Raw genomic sequence first — 20266 nt, forward strand, 5'->3', positions numbered from 1 at the left:
GCTCGTCCTCTTTTGGCCTCTCCTGCCAGAGGCCACAGACCGAAGGACGCTGCATGCACACCAAGGACAAATTTCTGGCTGCTCTGGTCATCCTCTGCTGGGGGCTCAACTTCGTCGCCATCAAGTGGGGGCTGGAGGGGATTCCCCCGCTGCTGCTGGGGGCGCTGCGCTTCGTCGGGGTGGTCTTTCCCGCCATCTTGCTGGTCCCCAGACCCGCCATGCCGTGGCGCTGGCTGCTGGCCTATGGCGGAGCCATCAGTCTGGGGCAGTTCTCCTTTCTGTTTTGCGCCATGAAGTTTGGCATGCCGGCGGGCATGGCCTCGCTGGTGCTGCAATCCCAGGTGGTGTTCACCCTGCTGTTCGCCATGATCTGGCTGGGTGAGCGCTGGCAACCCCACCACTGGGTGGCCCTGCCGCTGGCGGGGGCCGGCCTCTATCTCATCGCCACCCATGGCGAAGGCAATCTCACTCTGCTCGGCTTCGTGCTGACCCTCTGCGCGGCCGCCTGCTGGGGGCTTGGCAACGTCATCAATCGCCAGATCGGGCTGCGCTACCAGACCACGCTGCCGAGCCTTATCGCCTGGGGTGGACTGGTGCCCATCCTCCCCTTCTTCGCGCTCTCCTGGTTGTTCGAGGGGCCCGAGCTGATGGCCAGCAGCCTGCTCAACATCAGCTGGCAGGGGTTCCTGTGCGTGCTCTATCTCTCCTTTGTCGCCACCTGGCTCGGCTACGGCCTGTGGGGACGGCTGCTGATGCGCTACCCGGTGGCGCAGGTGGCCCCTCTCTCCCTGCTGGTGCCCTGCGTCGGCATGGTGGCAGCGGCCCTGCTGCTGGATGAGCACCCCACCCCCTTGCAGTGGCTGGGCTCGGCCCTGGTGCTGCTGGGATTCGTGGTGCATCTGCTGGGCGGCCGGCTGCGCTGGTTCAAGCCGCAGGCTGCAGCCTGATCCTTATTTGCCCGCCGCCATTGACCAGGGCGGGGAAACTTTCCATGATGAGCCAGCCCCCATCGGGGCTGGAGCCACCCACCAGTGGCCTGCAGGACGCAGCCATCAGGAGAGCAAGGACATGCCATCGACCTTCACCGCCAGCCCCCGCATCATCCCGCGCCTTCTGCGCACCAGCGCCATTGCCCTGACCCTCTGCCTGAGCCACTACGGCTGGAGCGCCACCCTGCCAGCCGATCTGACCTGGGAGAGCAACAACGCGGATCCGGCTTTCGCGGATCCGGCCGCCAAGCGGGGCGGTACCTTTCGCGGCTTCATGACCAGTTTTCCGCTGACCCTGCGGGTCTACGGCCCGGACTCCAACGGCGGCTTCGCCGGCTATATGCGGGAGACCAACCTGCCGCTCTTGAGCACCCATCCCGTCACCGGCAATCCCATGCCGATGCTGGCCAACGAATGGGCCTTCGGAGCTGACCACAAGACCCTCTATCTGCGCATCAATCCCAAGGCACGCTGGTCGGACGGTCAACCGGTCACCGCCGATGACTGGCTGTTCACCCTCAAGCTGCTGCGCAGCAAAGAGATCAACGACCCCTGGTACAACAACTACTACAGCACCCAGATAAGCGAAGTGACCAAGTTTGATGACCACACCCTGGCCATCTCCAGCGGCAGTGCCAAGAGTCGCCAGGATCTGCTGGAATCCCTGCCCTTCAGCCCGGCCCCCAGCCACGCCATCAAGATCACCGCCGACTGGGTCAAGGCGTACAACTGGAAGCTGCTGCCGGTGACCGGCCCCTATCAGCTTGGCGAGGTGAAGAAGGGCAAGTCGGTCACCTTCGAGCGGGTCAAGGATTGGTGGGGCAATGACGAGCGCTACTTCCAGCACCGCTTCAACCCGGATCGGATCGAGCTCAAGGTGCTCAGGGATCAGAACATCGCCTGGCAGCACTTCCTGCGCGGCGAGCTCGATACCTTCCCGCTGGTGATGCCCAACTGGTGGCACGACAAGAGCAAAACGCCGGAGTTCGCCAAGGGCTATATCGAACGCCTCTGGTTCTACAACCAGACACCCCAGCCCCCAACGGGGCTCTATCTCAACACCGCCGATCCGCTGCTGCGCAATCTCGATGTGCGGCTCGGCATCCAGCACGCCCTCAATCTCGACAAGATGCTCACCACCCTGCTACGGGGAGATTACCAGCGCCTCAACAGCTATGGCTCCGGCCAGGGGGAATTCACCAATACGGAGCTCAAGGCCCGCCCGTTTGATCCCGAGCTGGCGCGCCACTACTTCGCCAAGGCCGGCTTCACCAAGCCCGGTCCCGACGGTACCCTGCAAAACAGCCAGGGCCAGCCGCTGACTCTGACCATCACCTACACCACGGCGGAGCACGCCCAGCGCCTCACCCTGCTGCGCGAAGAGGCCAAGAAGGCGGGGCTCAACCTCGAGCTCAACCTGATGGATGCCTCGGCCGGCTTCAAGTCGATGCTGGAGAAAAAGCACCAGAGCGCCTGGATGGCCTGGTCAGGCAGCCGTTATCCCGCCTATTGGGAGTTCTTCCACAAGATCAACGCCAACAAGCCGCAGACCAACAACATCATGAACATCGATGATGACGCCATCACGGCCCTGGTGGAGCAGTACGACAAGGAGTTCGACTTCGCCAAAAAAACGGCGCTGTCGCGCCAGATCCAGCAGAGGCTCTATGAGCTGGCCAGCTTCGTGCCCGCCTACCAGGTGCCCTACACCCGGGAAGGGGCCTGGCGCTGGATAAAACTGCCCAAGCTGCCGGCGACGCCCAAGAGCGAGGTGCTCTACTGGCCGCTGGACGGCAGCAACAGCGGCTACAGCTACGGTGGCCTGTTCTGGATTGATGAAGAGGCCAAGACGCAGACCCAGGCCGCCATCGAGGCGGATCAGACCTTTCCGGCCGTCACCCGGATTGATACCACCTATCAGCAGAAATAGGGGCCTGCGCAGCCTGCCTCTTTGCCAAGGTTGGCCTAGGCCACCAACAAAAAGACCCCGCACAGTGGCGGGGTCTTTTTTGCTACCGGGGTTGCCAGCTGGAAGCAGCAGCGATTAACCGCGCTTGGCCTGCTTCTGGGCGATAGCGTCGGCCACGTCGGCCGGCTCCAGCACGATACCTTCCTGATCCGGGGTCGGGAACACGGCAACGCACAACTCATCCTGCTCCATGCCGTCGATCCAGCGCTCCAGCCACACCTTGAGGGTGATGGACTGCGGCTTGCAGTCGGCCCACTCCCCTTCGGCCCACGCCTTGGCGTATTCCGGATGCGGCCATACCGGGATGCAGTCTTCATCGTCGGTGGTCAGCATCATGACGCCGTGCTCGTCGGTCAGAACGAACAGCTCTTCGTGCTCGACCAGCTTGCTGATGAAGTGATCAAAGCGGTAGTCCGCGTTCAGTTGCAGCGCTGCATTGCGCTCGGTGTCGCTCAGTTCATAGCTCATCGGTCAAGTCTCTTGTGCAATAAAGGGCGCCATGTTCACATCTTGCCGGCGCCTTGTCCAGTATGAGAGATCGGTCACCGATTTTTCGCGATCTCATCCCAGCTCGGGGGTCACCAGGGTGATCTCCGCCATCTCGCTGAAACGCTGGCGCAGCCAGTAGGCGGACTCCACCTCGACGAAGCAGAGCGGCTCCCGTCCGGCCAGGGCAGCGGCCATGATCTGCTCGAAACGGGCCTGTTGTTGCGCTTGCCAGGCGGCGGCCAGCTTGCCGCCATGGGCCTCATCCACCACCTCGCGGCGCAACTCGAACAGGTTGTCGGTGATCGGGCTGTTGATCTTGGCCGGGCTGTGCCAGTACATCAGCAAATTGTCCATCATTTCGCTGTCGTAATTGGCCAGCGCATCCAGCTCGGGCGTCGCCCCCTCTTCACCGGTGGCAAAATCACACCAGGCCGCCGTCAGCGGGGCCAGGGTCCGGGCGGCGGCCCCCTTGCCATGCTGACGCAGGGCAGCGACATCCGCTCCCTTGCAGGCTGGCAGCCAGACATCGCCCTGATGCTGCTCGAGCAGGGGCAACAACAGGGAGGCGGGATAGACGGGGAAACGCGTCCCCAGAGTGTGCAGCAGTGATACCAGTGTGATCTTGACCATGGAATACGCCTTGAACCGGAGGCCGATACACAGCGTTCGGCCAGAAAGACAAAGGAGGCACCTATCCTATCATGTTTGGCATGGCAGGGGCGGACTCAACTACGCCTCCTGCAAGCACTGGCAGGACGGCCAAAAAAGCAGCGTTTGAGCACGCATGGAAAGGAGAAAGCCCAATAGTTTGAGCCAGCGCCCACTAAAGTGGATCCGGGAATGCTAGTTTGCATACATCTTTAGCGTAAGGAGTGCATTCATGATCGGGATCGACCAGGTTTCTAACGAGTTTGTAAACGATTTGAAAATACTGGCATGTTTTGATCCGGCCAACATGAGCCTGGGGATCAAGTTGCGCAGCGACATGTCCGACGAACTCTGCCAGGCAGCATCACGCCTGCATCAGCAGGGGCTCATCAGCGCGGAAGATGGTGGCTATCTGACGCCATTCGGCATGACCATGGTCGAGCACCTGCAGCACCTGCTGGTCGCACTCAAACCGCTTTGATTGCTTTGGGAGCCCACAGCGAAAAGTTGAGCAGCTCCCAGCGTTTCCCCTGACGCAGCAAACAGGCAAACAGCAAAGGACCTTCGGGTCCTTTTACTTTGCCATCGACCATCCACTCCCCCACCCGTTTTGGCAATGGTTGAGCCTTGATCTCGTCGGGCAGGGAGCCGCCGTCCACGCGCACCTCGACAAACTGCTGGCATACGGCTTTTGCCTCGGCCTCGACAGCATCCCGCCCCTGTACATCGGCAGAAGTGATCAGCGTGGCGGCAAGCAGAAGAGATGGCAGCATGGTGGAGGCAACGAGAGAGTAGGAAGTAGCACCATTCACTCCCCACAGATGGGAGTGAAGCGTCCATAAACAAAAAGCCGCGGAACCAGAGGCACCACGGCTTTCTTAAATTCTGTAAGAATTACAGAGCAGTTACGTTCTCAGCCTGCGGGCCTTTCTGACCTTGAGTCACAGAGAACTGTACGCGCTGACCTTCAGCCAGGGTACGGAAGCCGTTACCGCTGATAGCGCTGAAGTGAACGAAAACGTCCGGGCCGTTTTCTTGCTGGATGAAGCCAAAACCTTTGGTTTCGTTGAAAAACTTAACGGTACCGGTGATCATGTTAGACATATCTTTAAACCTGTATTCAAAATAATTACTTATGCTTTTCAGCGGATAAAGCTCAAAAAACGGGATTAACTTATGAACAACAGGAAAAGATGTAAAACATCATATTCATTGACATAACTATCGCCCTTTCAAGCTAGTTTAGATTATACGTGGCTTTGGGGATTACGCAAACAATTTGTGCCCTGCCACGGCAGGGCACAAATGTCACAATGAGGGGGCTTCCAGCGCCTGTACCAGGGCCTTGAGGAAGCGTGCCGCCTCACCGCCGGTGCAGGCTCTGTGGTCGAATGTCATCGACAACGGCAGTGCTCTGACCGGGCGTGCCTCCCCGTGGATGAACACGACTTTCTCAAACAATTTGCCCGCCCCTATGATGGCCACCTGGGGCGGCGTGACGATGGGGCTGGCGTAACGGCCCGCGATGGCACCGAAGTTGGTGAGGGTGATGGTCGCCCCCTGCAGCATCTCCCGCGGTACCGCACGGGCCTTCACGTCGGCGATCATCCGATCCAGCCCCTGGCGGATGTCCGCCCTATCCCGCTCGGCCACGTTCTCCATCACGGGCACATAGAGCCCGTGTTTGGAGTCGACCGCAATGGCCACGTTGACCTCGCTGAACAGCCGCCGCGACAGGGTCTCCCCGTCAAACCAGGCATTCATGGAGGGCTCGGCCCGGCAGGCGACGCCGATCGCCTTGATGAGGCGCACCGTCACGTCTTCGTCGGACCGCCAGTGGCGCAAGTCCACCTCGTCCGTGATGCTGACCGGCACCACAGTCCTGTGGGAGTGCTCCATTGCCTTGGCCATGGCCCGCCGCGACCCCTTGAGGAACTCGTTGCCACTCCCCTGCATCGCCTCGAAGGTGCTCTGCACGTCCTGCTCGGTCACCATGCCGGCGCTGCCGCTGCCCTGGATCCTGTCGATGTCGAGGCCGAGTTTCTGCGCCAGCAGGCGCACGGCGGGCATGGCCTGCACCAGGGTGCCACCGGGCGCCATGGCCCCCACCACGAAGTGATCCTCGATGTGCTGCTGATGGGCACTCACCTTGCCCACCACGGTGCCATCGTCCTCACCGCCCTCGAATTCCACCAGGGGGGCGCCGATGTGGAGTATGTCCCCTTCCTGACCGCACAGCCGGGCGATCACCCCGGCCACCGGCGAGGGCACATCCACCAGCGCCTTCGCGGTTTCCACCGACAACAGCACCTGATCGACGCTCACGGTCTCACCGGCGCGTACCTTCCATTCGACGATCTCGGCTTCGGCCAACCCTTCGCCCAGATCCGGTAATTTGAAAAATTTCATGACCCGTTCTCCATCCGCAGGAACATCACCAAAGGTTGAAAGATCTCATGGCTCTTGCTTGCCGGGGCGCCAGCGCGCCAACCTGTGAAAAAGGTCATAGCCATTTGTTCTCCATCAGCTGGCGAGCCGCATCGGCGATCTCCTGCTCGGTGATGAGGTAGTACTCCTCGTTGCGATAGTAGGGCACGGCAACATCCACCCCGGTGAGGCGTCTGGGCGGGGCCTTGAGGGCGGTGAGCGCCTCCTCGGTGACCCGCGCCACTATCTCGGCGCCTACCCCGAAGCTGCCACAGGCCTCGTGCACCACCAGCAGGCGCCCGGTCTTATGCACCGAGGCCAGTATGGTCTCCATGTCCAGCGGCTTGATGGTGGCGAGATCCAGCACCTCGCACTGGATGTCCTGCTCCGCCAGCAGGGTGGCGGCCCGCATCACCTCCTGGATACAGGCCCCCCAGGCGACCACGGTCAGATCCCGACCCGGTCTCAGGGTGAAGCAGACATCCAGCGGCAGGCCGACACCGTCATCCACCACTTCCGACTTCATGGAGCGATAGATGCGATCCGGCTCGAAGAACATCACCGGATCGGGGTCGCGGATGGCCGACAGCAGCAGGCCGTAGGCCCGCCTCGGGCTGGAGGGGATCACCACCCGCAGCCCCGGGATATGGGCGAACAGGGCCTCCACGCTCTCGCTGTGGTGCTCGGGGGAGTGGATGCCGGCCCCATAGGGCGAGCGATAGACGATGGGGCAGGAGAGCCGCCCCCGGGTGCGGTTGCGCATGCGCGCCGCCTGGCAGACGATCTGCTCCATGCCGGGGAAGATGAATCCCTGGAACTGGAATTCGGCGACGGGCTTGAGCCCCTGGGTCGCCATGCCCACCGCCACCCCGGCGATCAGCCCCTCGGCCAGCGGGGTGTCTATCACCCGCTTGAAACCGAACTTGTCGCGCAGGCCCACGGTGGCACGGAACACCCCGCCATTGACCCCCACGTCCTCGCCCAGCACCACCACGTCGGGGTCGTGCTCCATCTCGTGGTGCAGCGCCAGATTGATGGCTTCGAGCAGCGTTATTTCACTCATGGTGAGCCTCCCCGCCGTGCTGCTGCATACCCTTGGCGATGATGCGCCGGCGCTGTGCGCGGTAATCCTTCGGCAGCTCGGCAAACTGATAGTCGAGCAGGGTCTCCGGCGCCTGCGGCATCATGCCCTCATAGGCGGCCACGGCGCGCTCGACTTCGCGGCTCGCCTCCGCCAGCAGCGCCTGCTCCTGCGCCTCGTCCCACCAGCCCTGACCGGCCATGAACTGGCGCAGCCGCTTGACGGGCTCCCTGGCCCAGGCGGCTTCCACCTCGGCAGAGTCCCGATAACGGGTTGCGTCGTCGGCGGTGGTGTGATCCCCGAGCCGGTAGCTGACGGCCTCGATCAGGGTCGGTCCCTTGCCGCTGCGAGCCCGTTCGACGGCGGTGCGGGTCGCATCAAAGACGGCCACCACGTCGTTGCCGTCCACCTGGAGGCTGCGCACGCCGGCCCCAATCCCCTTCTGGGCCAGGGTCGGGGCGCTCGACTGCAGCTTGCGCGGCACCGAGATGGCCCACTGGTTGTTGTTGATGATCATCACCATGGGGAGATGCCAGACGCCGGCGCAGTTGAGCCCCTCGAGGAAGTCCCCCTTGGAGGTGCCGCCATCCCCTATGGTGACCACGGCGACCCTGGGCTGATTGCGCAGCTTGAAGGCGGCCGCGATGCCGGCGGCATGGGTGATCTGGGTCGCGATGGGCACGCAGATGGGCAGATCTTCGGAAAGTTCGCCGTCGGCCTTGTAAAAGACGCTGCCCCGTTCATCCCCGCCCCAGTACTGCAGGTTCTGCTCCATGGGCACGCCCCGCACGTAGAGGGTGGGCATGTCCCTGTAGTAGGGCACGTAGACATCCTCCGGCTGCATGGCGAGACCGACCCCTATCCCGACCGCTTCCGCCCCCAGGTGGGAGGGAAAGGTGCCGAGCTTGCCGGTTCGCTGCAGTGCAATCGCTTTCTTGTCGTAGCTGCGCACCATCACCATGTTGCGGTAGAAGGTGTGCAGTATCGCCTTGTCCAGCCAGGTCGGCAGTGTCGCGACCGGGCGCCCCTCCTCATCGAGGTAACGAAGGAAGGGGATGTCGACATGGGTCATAACTGGCTCCTTGCCGTTGTCAGCGTCACCACCATGAGGTGACTCCTAAAATGTAAACAACATGTTAAACGCAGGGCAATGGGATTCACTCAGGTAAGACCAGTAGAAACTTCTTTAATTTCAGAAAGACACTGAGATCTTCGGCGAGCAGAAACGAAAAAGGGAGCCCATTCAGGCTCCCTGTCACGGCGAGTTCGGGATCGCGCCTCCCATCACAACGGCGCTGCGGGCCGCAAGGGAGGCAGATCCTGCCAGTACGGACGGACCGGGATCACTCCCACAGCCGGGTCGGCACCACCAGCAGCATGGTGCGCTGGCCAATGGCCACGTTGGCGTTGGGGAAGACCACCGCCTCCCGCGGTTTCTCTACCCTGTATTGCCGATCCCCGTCTTCGGCCAGCACAAAACCCTGGGGAAATTCGGTGAAATTGTCCACATCGCTGGCAAACAGGAAACGGAACTGCTCCGACTGCTTGTTGATCACCCGATCGATGGCGAAGAGGGTGAAATCATCCGCCCGCCAGGGCTCGAGCAACACCTCATCCTGGGTCACCAGCTCCTGCAACGCCTGGCGCACCTCGATGAAGCGGGTCATGTCGTTCTCGCCGAAGGGGCGCACCTTGCCCAGCTCCACCGTGAAGGCATGGGCCCCGTGCTGGTGCGAACTGTAATAGCTGAAGGTGGTGGTCGGGCCGCTCGAGAGCAGTATGGTGCGCACGCCGCAGGCACCGAGGAAGCGGACCTGCTCCTTGCAGTGGGGGCGCTCGTGGGGGAAGGGATAGACGGCAAACTTCTCGTGGCGCGAGCCGCGGATGGCGGTGTGCAGATCGTAGTGATAGCGGGGCCTGGCGGGATCGGCGAAGAAGCGGCCCACATACTGCTCCAGGCGCATGGCGCGAATGCGCTCCCGGTTGCACAGCCCCTCCCCCCTGCTGTGGGCACCGGAGAAGAGCCGGTTCATGTTCTCTTCCACCTCCCGCACACCCTGGTTCATGGCGGCAGGGTTGCCAAACAGAAACAGCACCCGGTGACGAGCCCTGAGTTCTCCCCCGAGCAAGCGGCTCAGCAACTGGTTGCAGATCTCGATGGGGGCGGTCTCGTTGCCGTGGATGCCGCAGGAGAGCACTATGTCCTTGCGCCCGCCCGGCCTATCTTCCGCCCCGTGGGCGGGCTCCAGGCAGATCACGCCGGTGTCCCACACGCTCACCCTGGTGCCGTCGGGCAGGTCGAAGTCGAAGGGATCGAGCTGCCACTCGTGGCGACGCGTCAGGGCCAAAAAGTCATGCTGGGGAATCATCCGTCTCACCCTCTTGTCTGGAATACCATGGCCGGATTATACGCAAGGCGAGCGGGCTTAAAATCAATTTTTAAACAAATTCAAACAGTAACGACACAAAATTGACGATGGTTGATGACAAGTCATTCAACACCAGGGGACGCGAGAGCAATACGGGGGAGGAAAAACGACGGCAGACGGCAAGGGGAAAGGGCGGCTCTTCACGAGGGCATCAGGCCCCGGGGATCAGCGAGAGAAACGAGGCATCCGTGCCCGGCTGATCAACCACGCCAGAACGGCTTGGTGGTCTCTTGATAGCGATCGGCTTCGTTCAGACCGATGTCCTTGAGCAGGTAGGCGGGCAGCTCGGAGAGCTGGCGACGGCTGCGGCTGCGTTCCAGCCAGGTCAGGACGGTCATCTTGGCGCGAACAACCAGGTTCGATTCGCTGGAGTGCTGGTAACCGGCTTCGGTATAGGTCATGTTGGCCATGGTGTGGCTCCTCTAAGTTCTGCACTGGGTTCGTATTTTCTTGCGCAAAGCTTAGTCAGCCCGGTGAGGTGCCTCAATTGACGAATTTTGATACATGACATTAGTAAAAGTAATGGCTATTCTCCCCAACCATCAAAACATAACCATATGATTTTTATCATAAATGGTAGGGCAACTTTCCCCCGTGCAACCCGACAGCATTTTCTCCTGCATCACGGGTTTCTAACTATGCAGTTTCCTGCGTTAGCTATGCACGGACCGGCGCCGGGACCAAAGCCGGCCAGCCCGGTCTCACCACCAATTGTTAACCGCAAGTTTCATTAAAGATCGTTATTTAACAGAACGATGCAGCAAGGCAACGCCCTCGCCACGCACCGCGAGGCGACCCCGATCAGGGGCAGAAAGGGACACTTGGCACCCTGTCGACATGCTGGTATGGTTATTTATACAGTAGTCAGTCATGCTGCCTTTCTCCTCAATGCCGGACAGGCGACACACAGGATCTGCCGATGGACACCTTTACCCCCGCCGCCGCCCTGCGCCAACAGATGGCCCTGCTGGAAGAGGCCCTGGCCCGCCTCGCCAGTCGGCTCGCCCGGCTCGACTTGCAGGAGGCCCATGTCTATCCCCTCCCCGCCGTGGCGCAGGGGGAAGAGCACGAGCCCATCGAGGCCATCGAAGTCGGCCATCTGCAGGGCGACGCGGCGCTGGCCGCAACCCTGGCGGCCTTTCAGGATCACAGTGCCCGCCCCGGCTGCTCCACCAAGGCTACCCATCGCCTGCCGGGCTGGCTGCGCTTCCCCGCCGCCTGTGCCGCTGATCTGGCCCCCCTGCTCGAGGAGATCAACGGCCACAAGCTCGCCTTCAAGGCCCTGGTGCAGGCCGCCGGCGGACGGGACGAGAAGTTCGAGCTGGTGCACGGCGCCCTGCCCGGCGTCATCACCCTGCAGGTCTATCGCAAGCTGACCTGGCTTCAGGGGGAGCTCCACTCTCTCGGCTTCACCTGGGCCGACAAGCAGAGCATCAGCCGCCTCAGCCGTGAGCAGGTGCTGGAGATGCTGGAGCGCAGCCGTCGCTACATCCCGGCCCTGTCGGACAACGAGGAGTGGAGCAAGATGGTGGACCAGGAGGTGTACGACATTCGCCGCCTGCCGGCGGATGCCCAGCTGCGCATCCGCCGGCCGGTCAAGACCCACCCCATGATCAACCTGCTCTGGCAGGACAGGGAGCCGCGCAAGCAGCAGCTCAAGGCCAGCCTGCCGTTACTGCTCTGCTCCGATACTTCGCCCAGCGTCACCCACCTGGGCCACTACCCGCCCAAGCTTCGTCAGGCGCGCCGGGATCGCAAGATTGGCGGCGAGCCCATCATCGAGCGGCTGCACCTCTACCTCTATCAGGGGTAGCTCGCCCGCACGGCCCCAACGACAAGAGGAGCATCCCAGATGCTCCCCTTGTCTCGCTCACCCGCACAGGCTGTCAGCTCATCAGCAGCGCTCTCAGGCTCTCCACGTCCAGCCCCTTCACCTCGGACTGGCCGCTCAGCAGGCCATCGGCCAGGGCCCGCTTCTCGTCGTGCAGGGCCACTATCTTCTCCTCCACCGTCTGCTCGCACACCAGCCGATAGACGGTCACCGGCTGGGTCTGGCCCATGCGGTGGGCCCGATCGCTCGCCTGATCCTCCACCGCCGGGTTCCACCAGGGGTCCAGGTGCAGCACTGTATCGGCCTGGGTCAGGTTGAGACCCGTGCCCCCCGCCTTGAGGCTGATGAGGAACAGGGGCACCGCTTCGTGACGAAAACGCAGGATGGACTCCTGGCGTGACTTAGCGGAGCAGCCGCCGTCCAGATAGCAGTAGTCCCACTGCTTCTGCGCGATTCGCGCTCGCAGCAGGCTCAGCAGATCGACGAACTGGCTGAACACCAGCACCCGGTGGCCGCCGTCGATGGCCTCCTCCAGCAGGTTCATGGCCTCGTCCAGTTTGCTGCTGGTCTGGGACCACTCCGGCATCACCAGCTGGGGCGAGCAGCAGAGGCGCCGCAGCCGGGTCAGCCCGCTCAGTACGTGCATCAGGGCGCGGCCATCGGCGCTCTGCACCTGCTGCACCACCTCGCGCCTTGTCGCCTCGTAGAGCTGGCGCTCCTCGGGGGAGAGGCTGATGTGGTGGATGATCTCGGTCTTGTCCGGCAGCTCGGTCAACACCTGCTGCTTGAGGCGGCGCAGGATGAAGGGGCTGATCACCGCCCGCAGCATCGCCATGTGGCGGGGATCCTTCACCGCCTTGCCGAAGCGGCGCTTGAACTCGCTGAGGCTGCCGAGCAGGCCTGGGTTGATGAAGGTGAACAGGCTCCACAGCTCGCCGAGGTGGTTCTCGATGGGGGTGCCGGAGAGGGCCAGGCGAAAATCCCCGTCGAGCTGGAACAGCAGTTTGGCACGCTGGGTGCCGGCATTCTTGATCTGCTGCGCCTCGTCCAGCACCATGCTCGCCCAGTGACGGGACTTGAGCGCCTGGGAGAGGCTGCCGAGCATGCCGTAGTTCACCAGGATGATCTGCCCGGCTTTGGCCTCCTGGATCAGGGTCGCCCGCTCGGCGGGGTGCTCGAACACCACCACCTCCAGCTCGGGGGCGAACCGCGCCACCTCCTCCTGCCAGTTGGTGACCACTGACTTGGGCACCACCACCAGGGCGGGGCCGAGATGCTGGCGCATGCGCAGCACCATGAGCGCCTGCAACGTCTTGCCCAGGCCCATGTCGTCGGCGAGGCAGGCGCCGAAGCCGTGGTGCGCCAGGGTCGCCATCCAGCGCACCCCCTCCTTCTGGTAGTCCCGCAGCGCCGTCAACAGCTCGGGGGCACACTCCACCTCCTGCTGCCACTCCTGCTGCAAGTCGTGCCAGGCGTCATCCCCGGCGGTGGTCACCGCCGACAGCAGGCGGGCCAGGGGGTAGGCCAGCTTGTTGTTGATGCGCTGCTCGGTGTCCAGCATGGCCCCCAGCATGGTGAGGCGCTCCACCAGCTTGTCGCTCAGCATCAGGCTGGTCTTCTCGTCGAGCTGGACGGTGCGCTGCCCCGGGGTCAGCTGACGCAGGATGAGGCGAAGATCGAGGATCTGGTGCTCGTCCAGCGCCAGCGCCCCCTCCACCTGGAACCAGTCCTGGCGCCGCTCGATGCGCAGGCTCAAGGCCGCCTCGTCGAGGCTCTTGAGGCGGGCGCTGTCCTGGTGCCAGTGCACCACCACGCCGGCGTCCACCAGCTCGGGCAGGGCGTTGACCAGGGTCAGCGCCTGCTCGCCATCCAGCTTCCACTCGTTGCCCGGCAGGCCGATGGGCAACTGGTTGCGCAGGCGCTGGGCCTCGGCCTTCTCGGCGGCCAGATCCCGCTGCCAGTAGTGGTACTCCCGGATCCCCTGGCGCACCATGGCCTCCCCCTTGCCAAGCGGCAAGGGAGGGAGATCCCCCTCCCGGGTCACCAGCTGGACCACCAGCTGGCCCTCCTGCCAATCCAGCTGGACCGAGGGGATGCCGGGCCAGGGGGCCAGCTCGGCGTTGCCCTTGAGCCCCGCCACCTGGCTGTGCCAGGGAAGATCCGGGATGGCATCCAGGGTGCGCTGGAGCTCGTCGAGCCCGGCGGGCGGCAACGCAGGGATGGCCTCCAGGGCCGGCAGCCTGTCGAGCAGCGCCTGCGGAGTCAGAATGAGCTGCCACAGATCCTGGGCCAGGGGCACGATGTGCGCGCCACGGGCCGCGGCGGCCGGGCTCAGCAGAGCCTTCATGCCGGCGCCCTGGGCCGCCGGGTCGTGGGCGCCTTCCTCCGGCACTATCTGCAGCAGGGGGGCGCTGATGGCCAGTTGCAGCTTCTGCCCCTTGGCATTGAACAGGCGGGGGTGGTCCGCCAGGGGGCGCCAGGCCTCTCGCGGCAGCTTGCCCATATTGCGCTGCAGGGTGCGCACCAGCGCCCAGTCCGCCTCGTCCAGCAGGTTGGCGTACTGGGTGGAGAGCAGGGCCGGATCGACCCGGCGCCCGGCGGTCCACTCCCCCTTGGTGCTCTGCTTCTGGATCTTGCACTCGAGCTCGGGCCCCTCGGCGTGGAGCAGCCATACCAGCCGCTCCTGAGGCTTGCGCACACCGCTCGAGCGCCCCAGCCCCTGCAACCAGTTGAGCCAGCTCGCCGAGGCGGGCGCCTTGCCTTCCTCGCCCTGTGCCCCCTCCTCGTCCTCATCCAGGGGGGAGGCGCGCAGCGAATGCAGCGGGGCACGCACCGCCCCCTGCCCCAGCAAGAGCCGCAACAGATCCTGGCAGAAGGCCATCAGACGGTGGCGCGGCTCGGCCTCGAGCAGGTGGGAGAGATCCCACTTGTGCAATATGGTCACCTGGGGACTCTGTTCGCCGTGGCGGGCCAGGGCGCAGAGATCGAGCCAGAGATAGCCCCAGTGCAGCTCCTCCAGCGGCAGTTGCAGAGTATCGAACAGCCCCACCGCCTGACCGTGGCGATCGCCCGCCCACTGTCCCAGCAGATCCGCCAGCAGGGGGGAGCCATTGCCCAGGCTGCGCTGCCACTTCTTGCGCTGTTCGCTCCCCTGCACGGGATCCGCCTGCTGCAACCAGCCGAGCCAGAGCAGGGCGCTGAACATCCTGGGCCAGGACCCGGCCCCCCCCTGCACCTGCCACTGCCCAAGCGCCCTCTGGAGCCGTTCGGCCAGGGGCTGTTCATCCTCTCGCTCCGCCAGTTGTTGCAACGCGGGCCAGTGAGTGGTCACCTCGCCGGTCAGCGGTCCGCAGAGCCACGCCCACTCGGTGGCCAGCGCCTCGACCCGCGCCTCTAGTGCAGGGGCGCAAGGGGTGACCAGGGACGCCAGCGGCCAGCTCGCCTCCGGCTCGGCATCCAGCAGGGTCTGCAGGGCGAAGTGTTCGAGCAGCAGGGTTTGCCAGGCGGGGCTGGAGCCAGGCAGCAGGTGATGGGCGTCGGGCAGATCCAGCAGGCTCAGGAGCTCCGCGCTCTGGTAATAGGCCGGGATCTGCCCCGCCTCCCCCAGGCAGAGCTCGCGCACCACCCCTTGTGCCACCTCCTGCCCCGTGACCGAGGGCACCCGGCGCCAGTCCGGCATGGGGCAAGCCCCCGAGCGTACCGCCAGGATCAGGGTCAGGGTCCCCTCCGCCGTCAGGCTCCACTGCTGCTCCGTGCGCTGGCGGATCAGTCCCAGCCGCTCCAGCCGGTTCAGGGTGTCGGTCAGCGAATGCTGCCCATGCAGCGTGTCTTGCAGGTAACGGGTGCTGGCGGCGCGCTGCAGTTGCAGCTCGCAGAGCAGGGCATGGCAATCCGAAGAGAGGGTGAAGGCTGACATCGGAACTCACGGGCAGATGCAAAGGCGGAATTTTAACGGGAAAGCGGCGGCGGCTCGACCCTTAAGCGCGAATTAGCACAAAAAAAGCGGCGCAGGGATCTGGAGGCGCCGCCACGGCCAGGGCTCAGGCTGCCGGCGCCATAAAAAAAGGCGCCGCAGCGCCTCTTGATTGAGTCAGGAGTCACCCTCAGCCTTCGAGCCGTGCCAGGCGGGATTCCAGCGCCTGCAACTGCGACTTGAGGCGTTCGACTTCCTCTTCCAGCTGGCTCAGGCGATCGGCGGCAGGAGAGGCGTGGCTGACTGCCGGTGCGCTCTGTGCCAAGGCCTCCAGGTCTATCTCCCCGCCGAACAGGTGGGCGTAGCGGGACTCCCGCTTGCCCGGCTCCCGAGGCAGCTTGACCACATAGGGCCCCCGCTCGACGAGGCCGGCCAGCACGGCATCCACCTCGGTCACGTCGTCGAAACTGCACAGGCGATTGGTGCGCGAGCGCAGTTCACCCGGGGTCTGCGGGCCGCGCAGCAAGAGTTCGCAGACAATGCCGAGCTCCTGGGCCGTGAACTTGAGCTCGCCAAATTCGGTGTTGCAGAAGCGGTGCTGATAGCGTGGCACCCGGGCGTTGAAACCGGCGGTATTGACCACCAGGCGGCGGCGGATCAGTTCGTCGATCACGGCGCGGATGTCCAGCTCGGCGAGCTCCAGCACGGGCTCGCGGTTGCTCTTCTGGTTGCAGGCGTTGACCAGCGCATTGAGCGAGAGAGGGTACTGATCCGGCGTGCAGATCTCTTTCTCTATCAGGCAGCCGATCACGCGCGCCTCTAATGGGCCTAGTACTATCTCCATGTCATACTCCCTTGCCAAACAAGACGTTAAGACGGTTATCTTAGCCAAGACGCTCCCGCCGTCCAGCACTCAAGCCCGTTTTTGCGAGCCGATGACCCCCTTGGTGCAACCTTGTACAGCTCCTGCCCCGACGTTGCTATACAGACTTGTCGACCCGGGTGTCCGCTCCCGTGGTCAGGATGCGCACCCTGTCCCCCTTGGCGAAGGTGAGTGCGGGATCCTGCTCCTGCACGACGTTGAGCAGTTTGCCCGCCTCCGTCTTGATCAGCAGCTCGACCGTCTGCCGGCCCTGCCCGCTCTGCTGGTTACCCTGGCGGCGGCGGGAGACTTCGGCCCCCGCGACGGCCCCCACTGTGGTGGCGACGGTCTGGCCGGAGCCACCGCCAAATTGGCTGCCGACGGCGGCTCCCAGCGCGGCCGCCCCTATGGTGCGAAGGGGCCGGGTAGTTCCCTGCCGGGGCGCCTCCTGGGTGAGGAGGCGGCTCTCCTGTACCGTGCCGTATTCCACCTGGGCGCTGGTGCCCGCGACAGCGGGCGAACCCGTCAGGGCGAGCAGGCTGATGACGATGAATGCACTCTTCTTCACGATATCCACTCCGGTGACGACCAAGACCCGATGACGCCGACCCCGCCTTGGGCCACGCCATCCCCCCGGGGAGACTACACCACCAAAGCTGACTGCCAGCTTGCCCGGGGTGGAAATGATCACGGCCGCGAGGCGGCCGTGATGGAAAGACACCGAGGGCTGTCACTCCGGACTATGAAGAGGGCTTGCGCTCCAGGGTCGCGGCAACGGATCTCGCCGCCGAGCCGGTGAGCAAGGGCTCACCTGGATAAAGCACCAGGGCCTCTGCCCGCAGGCGATCGGCCTCCTCACGCCGCCCCAGGGCATTGAGGGCGATCACCATGTTGGCGTAAATATTGGCCCTGGGGGTATGGCGCACGAACCCCTGTCCCCAGTCGAGATAGGCCTCCAGTTCCCCCTTGTTGTTGCTCTGCAGGCCCACCATCAGCCGCACCGCGTTCACGTCAAACTCCACCCGGGTCAGCCAGGCCATGGGATTGACGATGTCGAGCAGAAGCGCCGGCTGCTTGTAACCGCCCCGCTCATACTTGGTCACCACCCAGGCGGTGTGCAGGGCCGTCAGCATAAAGGGCACGACTATGAGGGGAATGGCGATGGCCGCGAAGCGCAGCAAGAGCCAGGGGCGACAGACATGCTCCCGCCAGTTGGCGTGGCCGGCCAGCCCCTCCTCCTCCACTTCCGCATCCACCACATGGATGAGCAGCAGCAGCGCCCACCACAGGGCAATGGCGTGGTAGAAGGGATATTCGGTCTGGGTATGCAGCAGGATGGGCGTGACCAGGGCCAGCAAGGCCCCCCCTCTGACGATCCCAGCACGACCCAGCCGCCACAGCAGGGCGCCCCCCATCAGCACCATGCCGAGCATGGGGGCCATCCCCCCCTCCACCGCCCAGTAGAGAAACTCGTTGTGGGGGTGATCCAGGTTGTATTCGATCTGCACCATGGCGGGGTTCAGCGCCTTATCGGCCATGTAGTGCTGAAGAAAAACGGACTCGAAGCTGCCGTAGCCCCAGCCGGTCCAGGGCGCCTCGGCGATGAGCCTGGCAGCATAGGGCCAGTAGACCGAGCGCATGCCGCCGGACTGGTACATCTCTAGCCCCCGCTTTGCCCCCGCCATCCCGTACTGGGAGGCCAGCCCGAGCGCCACACCCAGGGCCACCAGACCCAGCACCCGGCCCAGCAACCGCTCACGGTGCAACCGGGGTAGGAGCAGCAGCAGGGCCAGCACCCCGCCGAGTTGCCCCACCCTGGATTGCACCACCACCAGCAGCAGGGACGTTGCCAGGATCACCCCATAGCGCAGCCCCCTGAGCCAGGGGGGCGCATGGCCCCGCAGATCCAGCCAGATGGCCAGCGCCAGCCCGGTCGCCATAAAGCTCGCCATCACATTGGGTTGCTGGAAGATGCCGTAGGGGCGGTTGGCCCGAATGTCATAGCCTATCCAGTTGCCCGGCGTCAGCAGGTAATACTGCACCAGGCCAAGCAACGCCTCGATGGCAACGGCCCCGAGCAGCAGATAGAGCAGCCTGTCGCGGGCCCGGCTTGCCAACTGCCACTGATAGAGCACGAACAGGAACAGCAAGCCGGCGAAGAGGCCCAGCAGGCGCGAGATGGCGTAATCCTTGAGCTCGAAGCCTGGATAGGCCATGGGCAGCAACAACAGCAAGGCCCCCAACCAGAGCCCCAGCTGCAAGGATGAGATCACCAGCCGCTGGCGCAGCGTCACCTGCCACAGGCCGAGGGCGATGACCAGGCTGGCAAAAATCCAGCCCCAGGCGTTGAAGGGCAGATAGAGCCCGGCCCCCCCCGGATTGTGCATAAAGAAATGCATGCCCAGCAGCCAGTAAAGGGCGCTGACGATCACCATGCCCCTCGTCGTTGTCATCATTTTTTGCGGCCCCTTTCATCCATACAGGCAACCCCCATGTGCTGCGCCCAAAAAAACAAAAGGGGGCTGATGCCCCCTTCGCTCATAGATAAACACTATACCTGTTCCGGCCTGCGAAACGCATGACGTACCAACACAATCCCCACCCCCAGCATACCGCCGAGCAGGGTGGCCAGCACCACGATCAACGGGCGTTTGGGTTTGTCGCGGCTCAGGGGTTCATCAGGCGCATCCAGATAGGAGAAGGGACGGAAGGTCGCCTCCTCCAGAGAGATGCGCTTCATACGCGCCATCTGAACTTGGAGTGCTTGCAACTCGGGCTTGTAGACCTCGATGTCGAGGGACTTCAACAGGGCGAGTTTCTTTTCCAGCGCCTTGGTCCCTAGGGTGATGGAGAGGCGCTCCTGAGCTGCGTAGTTTTCCAGCGGGGCGACAACGCCTGCCGCCTTGGCAATGCTGTTAGCCAGCTCGGTCTCGGAGATATCTTGTTTCAGCACGCGCTTGGCATCTTCCAGCATGAGCTCATAGCGGGTGGTCATCCCCTGCAGCTGGAGAGAGCGCTGATCATCGAGCTGACGAACCATCCGCTGCTGCTGCAAGTTGATGATGTAGTCGATATAGCCCTCCAGCATCGCCAATGACGCCTCGGCAGTCGGGGCGGCAAAGGCGATCTCGACGCCCGGCTTCTCACCCTTCTTATCCACAGGCTGTGCCACTACCAACTTGCTCCAATCACGCAGCCAGCGGCGCTGCGCCTTCTCGTCGAGCCCAAGCGTCTTTACCTGCTCGGCAAACAGCGGGCTGGTTTTCAGATAGTCCTGATGGTTCTCGTAAGCATTGAACTCCTGCACAAACTCCTCATAGAGAGCCTTGCCAGCGGGGAAGCCCTCTAGCCCGAGCGCGGCAGCCTGCACCGATACTTTCTGCATCGGCAGCAGATCTTCCTGCTTGGGCCCAATAATCACCGCCTTGGCGGACCACTGCTGGGGAGCTGTCAGCGCATAGCCCACGCCAGCCACGGCAAAAAGCGCAGTAATAAGGAGGATCAACCCTTTCTGTCGCCACAGCAGCAGCACCAGCTCGCGCAGGTCGATTTCATCAGCAGCAGCTTGCCAGCCCTGTGGCAATTGAGCGTCAGAGTTGGGGGTTATCTCTTTGTTGGTCATAACAGC

At 63.6% G+C, this 20266-nt stretch carries 18 protein-coding genes; 4 read left to right on the plus strand and 14 right to left on the minus strand.

Annotated features, from left to right (window positions below):
• The first annotated feature begins 53 nt into the window (after positions 1–53).
• Positions 54–947, plus strand: a complete 894-nt coding sequence (locus ACPW75_RS12180; RefSeq protein ID WP_024944818.1) for an EamA family transporter — start codon at positions 54–56, stop codon at positions 945–947.
• Between the two features lie 121 nt (positions 948–1068).
• Complete coding sequence (locus ACPW75_RS12185) at positions 1069–2919, plus strand: extracellular solute-binding protein (RefSeq protein ID WP_077095372.1); 1851 nt, start codon at positions 1069–1071, stop codon at positions 2917–2919.
• 114 nt (positions 2920–3033) lie between these two features.
• Here the strand turns inward: ACPW75_RS12185 and ACPW75_RS12190 are convergent, their stop codons facing one another.
• Positions 3034–3426 carry a DUF2750 domain-containing protein gene (locus tag ACPW75_RS12190; protein ID WP_005302792.1) on the minus strand — a complete coding sequence of 131 codons (393 nt, stop codon included), beginning with the start codon at positions 3424–3426 and terminating at the stop codon, positions 3034–3036.
• Positions 3427–3519: 93 nt separating this feature from the next.
• The gene (locus ACPW75_RS12195; protein ID WP_024944816.1) at positions 3520–4077 is read right to left on the minus strand and encodes a hypothetical protein; all 558 of its coding nucleotides are present in this window, start codon (positions 4075–4077) and stop codon (positions 3520–3522) included.
• 250 nt (positions 4078–4327) lie between these two features.
• Here ACPW75_RS12195 and ACPW75_RS12200 point away from each other — a divergent pair, with 250 nt between their 5' ends.
• Positions 4328–4576 carry a TIGR02647 family protein gene (locus ACPW75_RS12200; RefSeq protein ID WP_011706664.1) on the plus strand — a complete coding sequence of 83 codons (249 nt, stop codon included), beginning with the start codon at positions 4328–4330 and terminating at the stop codon, positions 4574–4576.
• Here the strand turns inward: ACPW75_RS12200 and ACPW75_RS12205 are convergent.
• The 7 genes from ACPW75_RS12205 to ACPW75_RS12235 all read right to left on the minus strand — a co-directional run bounded on the left by ACPW75_RS12205 (position 4563) and on the right by ACPW75_RS12235 (position 10442).
• Positions 4563–4868: a hypothetical protein gene (locus ACPW75_RS12205; protein WP_024944815.1), complete on the minus strand. Its 306-nt coding sequence runs from the start codon at positions 4866–4868 to the stop codon at positions 4563–4565. The genes ACPW75_RS12200 and ACPW75_RS12205 overlap by 14 nt on opposite strands.
• 121 nt (positions 4869–4989) lie before the next feature.
• Complete coding sequence (locus ACPW75_RS12210; protein ID WP_005331438.1) at positions 4990–5199, minus strand: cold-shock protein; 210 nt, start codon at positions 5197–5199, stop codon at positions 4990–4992.
• A gap of 204 nt (positions 5200–5403) precedes the next feature.
• Positions 5404–6504, minus strand: coding sequence for a dihydrolipoamide acetyltransferase family protein (locus tag ACPW75_RS12215; RefSeq protein WP_077095371.1), 1101 nt, complete (start codon positions 6502–6504; stop codon positions 5404–5406).
• Positions 6505–6598: 94 nt separating this feature from the next.
• Positions 6599–7585 carry an alpha-ketoacid dehydrogenase subunit beta gene (locus ACPW75_RS12220; RefSeq protein ID WP_077095370.1) on the minus strand — a complete coding sequence of 329 codons (987 nt, stop codon included), beginning with the start codon at positions 7583–7585 and terminating at the stop codon, positions 6599–6601.
• Positions 7578–8675, minus strand: a complete 1098-nt coding sequence (gene pdhA, locus ACPW75_RS12225; protein WP_077095369.1) for a pyruvate dehydrogenase (acetyl-transferring) E1 component subunit alpha — start codon at positions 8673–8675, stop codon at positions 7578–7580. Before pdhA ends, ACPW75_RS12220 begins: the two co-directional genes overlap by 8 nt.
• 271 nt (positions 8676–8946) lie before the next feature.
• Positions 8947–9972 (minus strand): succinylglutamate desuccinylase, encoded by a 1026-nt coding sequence (gene astE / locus ACPW75_RS12230; RefSeq protein ID WP_077095368.1) that lies wholly within the window; start codon positions 9970–9972, stop codon positions 8947–8949.
• Between the two features lie 260 nt (positions 9973–10232).
• Entirely contained in the window at positions 10233–10442 is a 210-nt protein-coding gene (locus tag ACPW75_RS12235) for a DUF1127 domain-containing protein (protein WP_077095367.1), read from the minus strand.
• Positions 10443–10951: 509 nt separating this feature from the next.
• Between ACPW75_RS12235 and ACPW75_RS12240 the strand changes: the two genes are divergently transcribed.
• Positions 10952–11845: a DNA replication terminus site-binding protein gene (locus ACPW75_RS12240; protein WP_077095366.1), complete on the plus strand. Its 894-nt coding sequence runs from the start codon at positions 10952–10954 to the stop codon at positions 11843–11845.
• 73 nt (positions 11846–11918) lie between these two features.
• On the opposite strand, the gene ACPW75_RS12245 is transcribed toward ACPW75_RS12240, so the two are convergent.
• The 5 genes from ACPW75_RS12245 to ACPW75_RS12265 form a co-directional block, all read right to left on the minus strand.
• Positions 11919–15779, minus strand: coding sequence for a DEAD/DEAH box helicase (locus ACPW75_RS12245; RefSeq protein ID WP_077095365.1), 3861 nt, complete (start codon positions 15777–15779; stop codon positions 11919–11921).
• A gap of 187 nt (positions 15780–15966) precedes the next feature.
• On the minus strand, positions 15967–16620 hold the full coding sequence (locus ACPW75_RS12250) for a YceH family protein (RefSeq protein ID WP_049637067.1): 654 nt from the start codon (positions 16618–16620) through the stop codon (positions 15967–15969).
• A 136-nt stretch (positions 16621–16756) separates the two neighbouring features.
• On the minus strand, positions 16757–17206 hold the full coding sequence (locus tag ACPW75_RS12255) for a glycine zipper 2TM domain-containing protein (protein WP_052447009.1): 450 nt from the start codon (positions 17204–17206) through the stop codon (positions 16757–16759).
• Positions 17207–17378: 172 nt separating this feature from the next.
• Complete coding sequence (locus ACPW75_RS12260; RefSeq protein ID WP_319874359.1) at positions 17379–19091, minus strand: PglL family O-oligosaccharyltransferase; 1713 nt, start codon at positions 19089–19091, stop codon at positions 17379–17381.
• A gap of 98 nt (positions 19092–19189) precedes the next feature.
• Positions 19190–20260: an LPS O-antigen chain length determinant protein WzzB gene (locus ACPW75_RS12265; protein WP_081398580.1), complete on the minus strand. Its 1071-nt coding sequence runs from the start codon at positions 20258–20260 to the stop codon at positions 19190–19192.
• Positions 20261–20266 lie beyond the last annotated feature (6 nt).

This window comes from Aeromonas sp. FL131 (genome assembly GCF_049860615.1).
In the GTDB taxonomy this organism is placed as follows: domain Bacteria; phylum Pseudomonadota; class Gammaproteobacteria; order Enterobacterales; family Aeromonadaceae; genus Aeromonas; species Aeromonas hydrophila.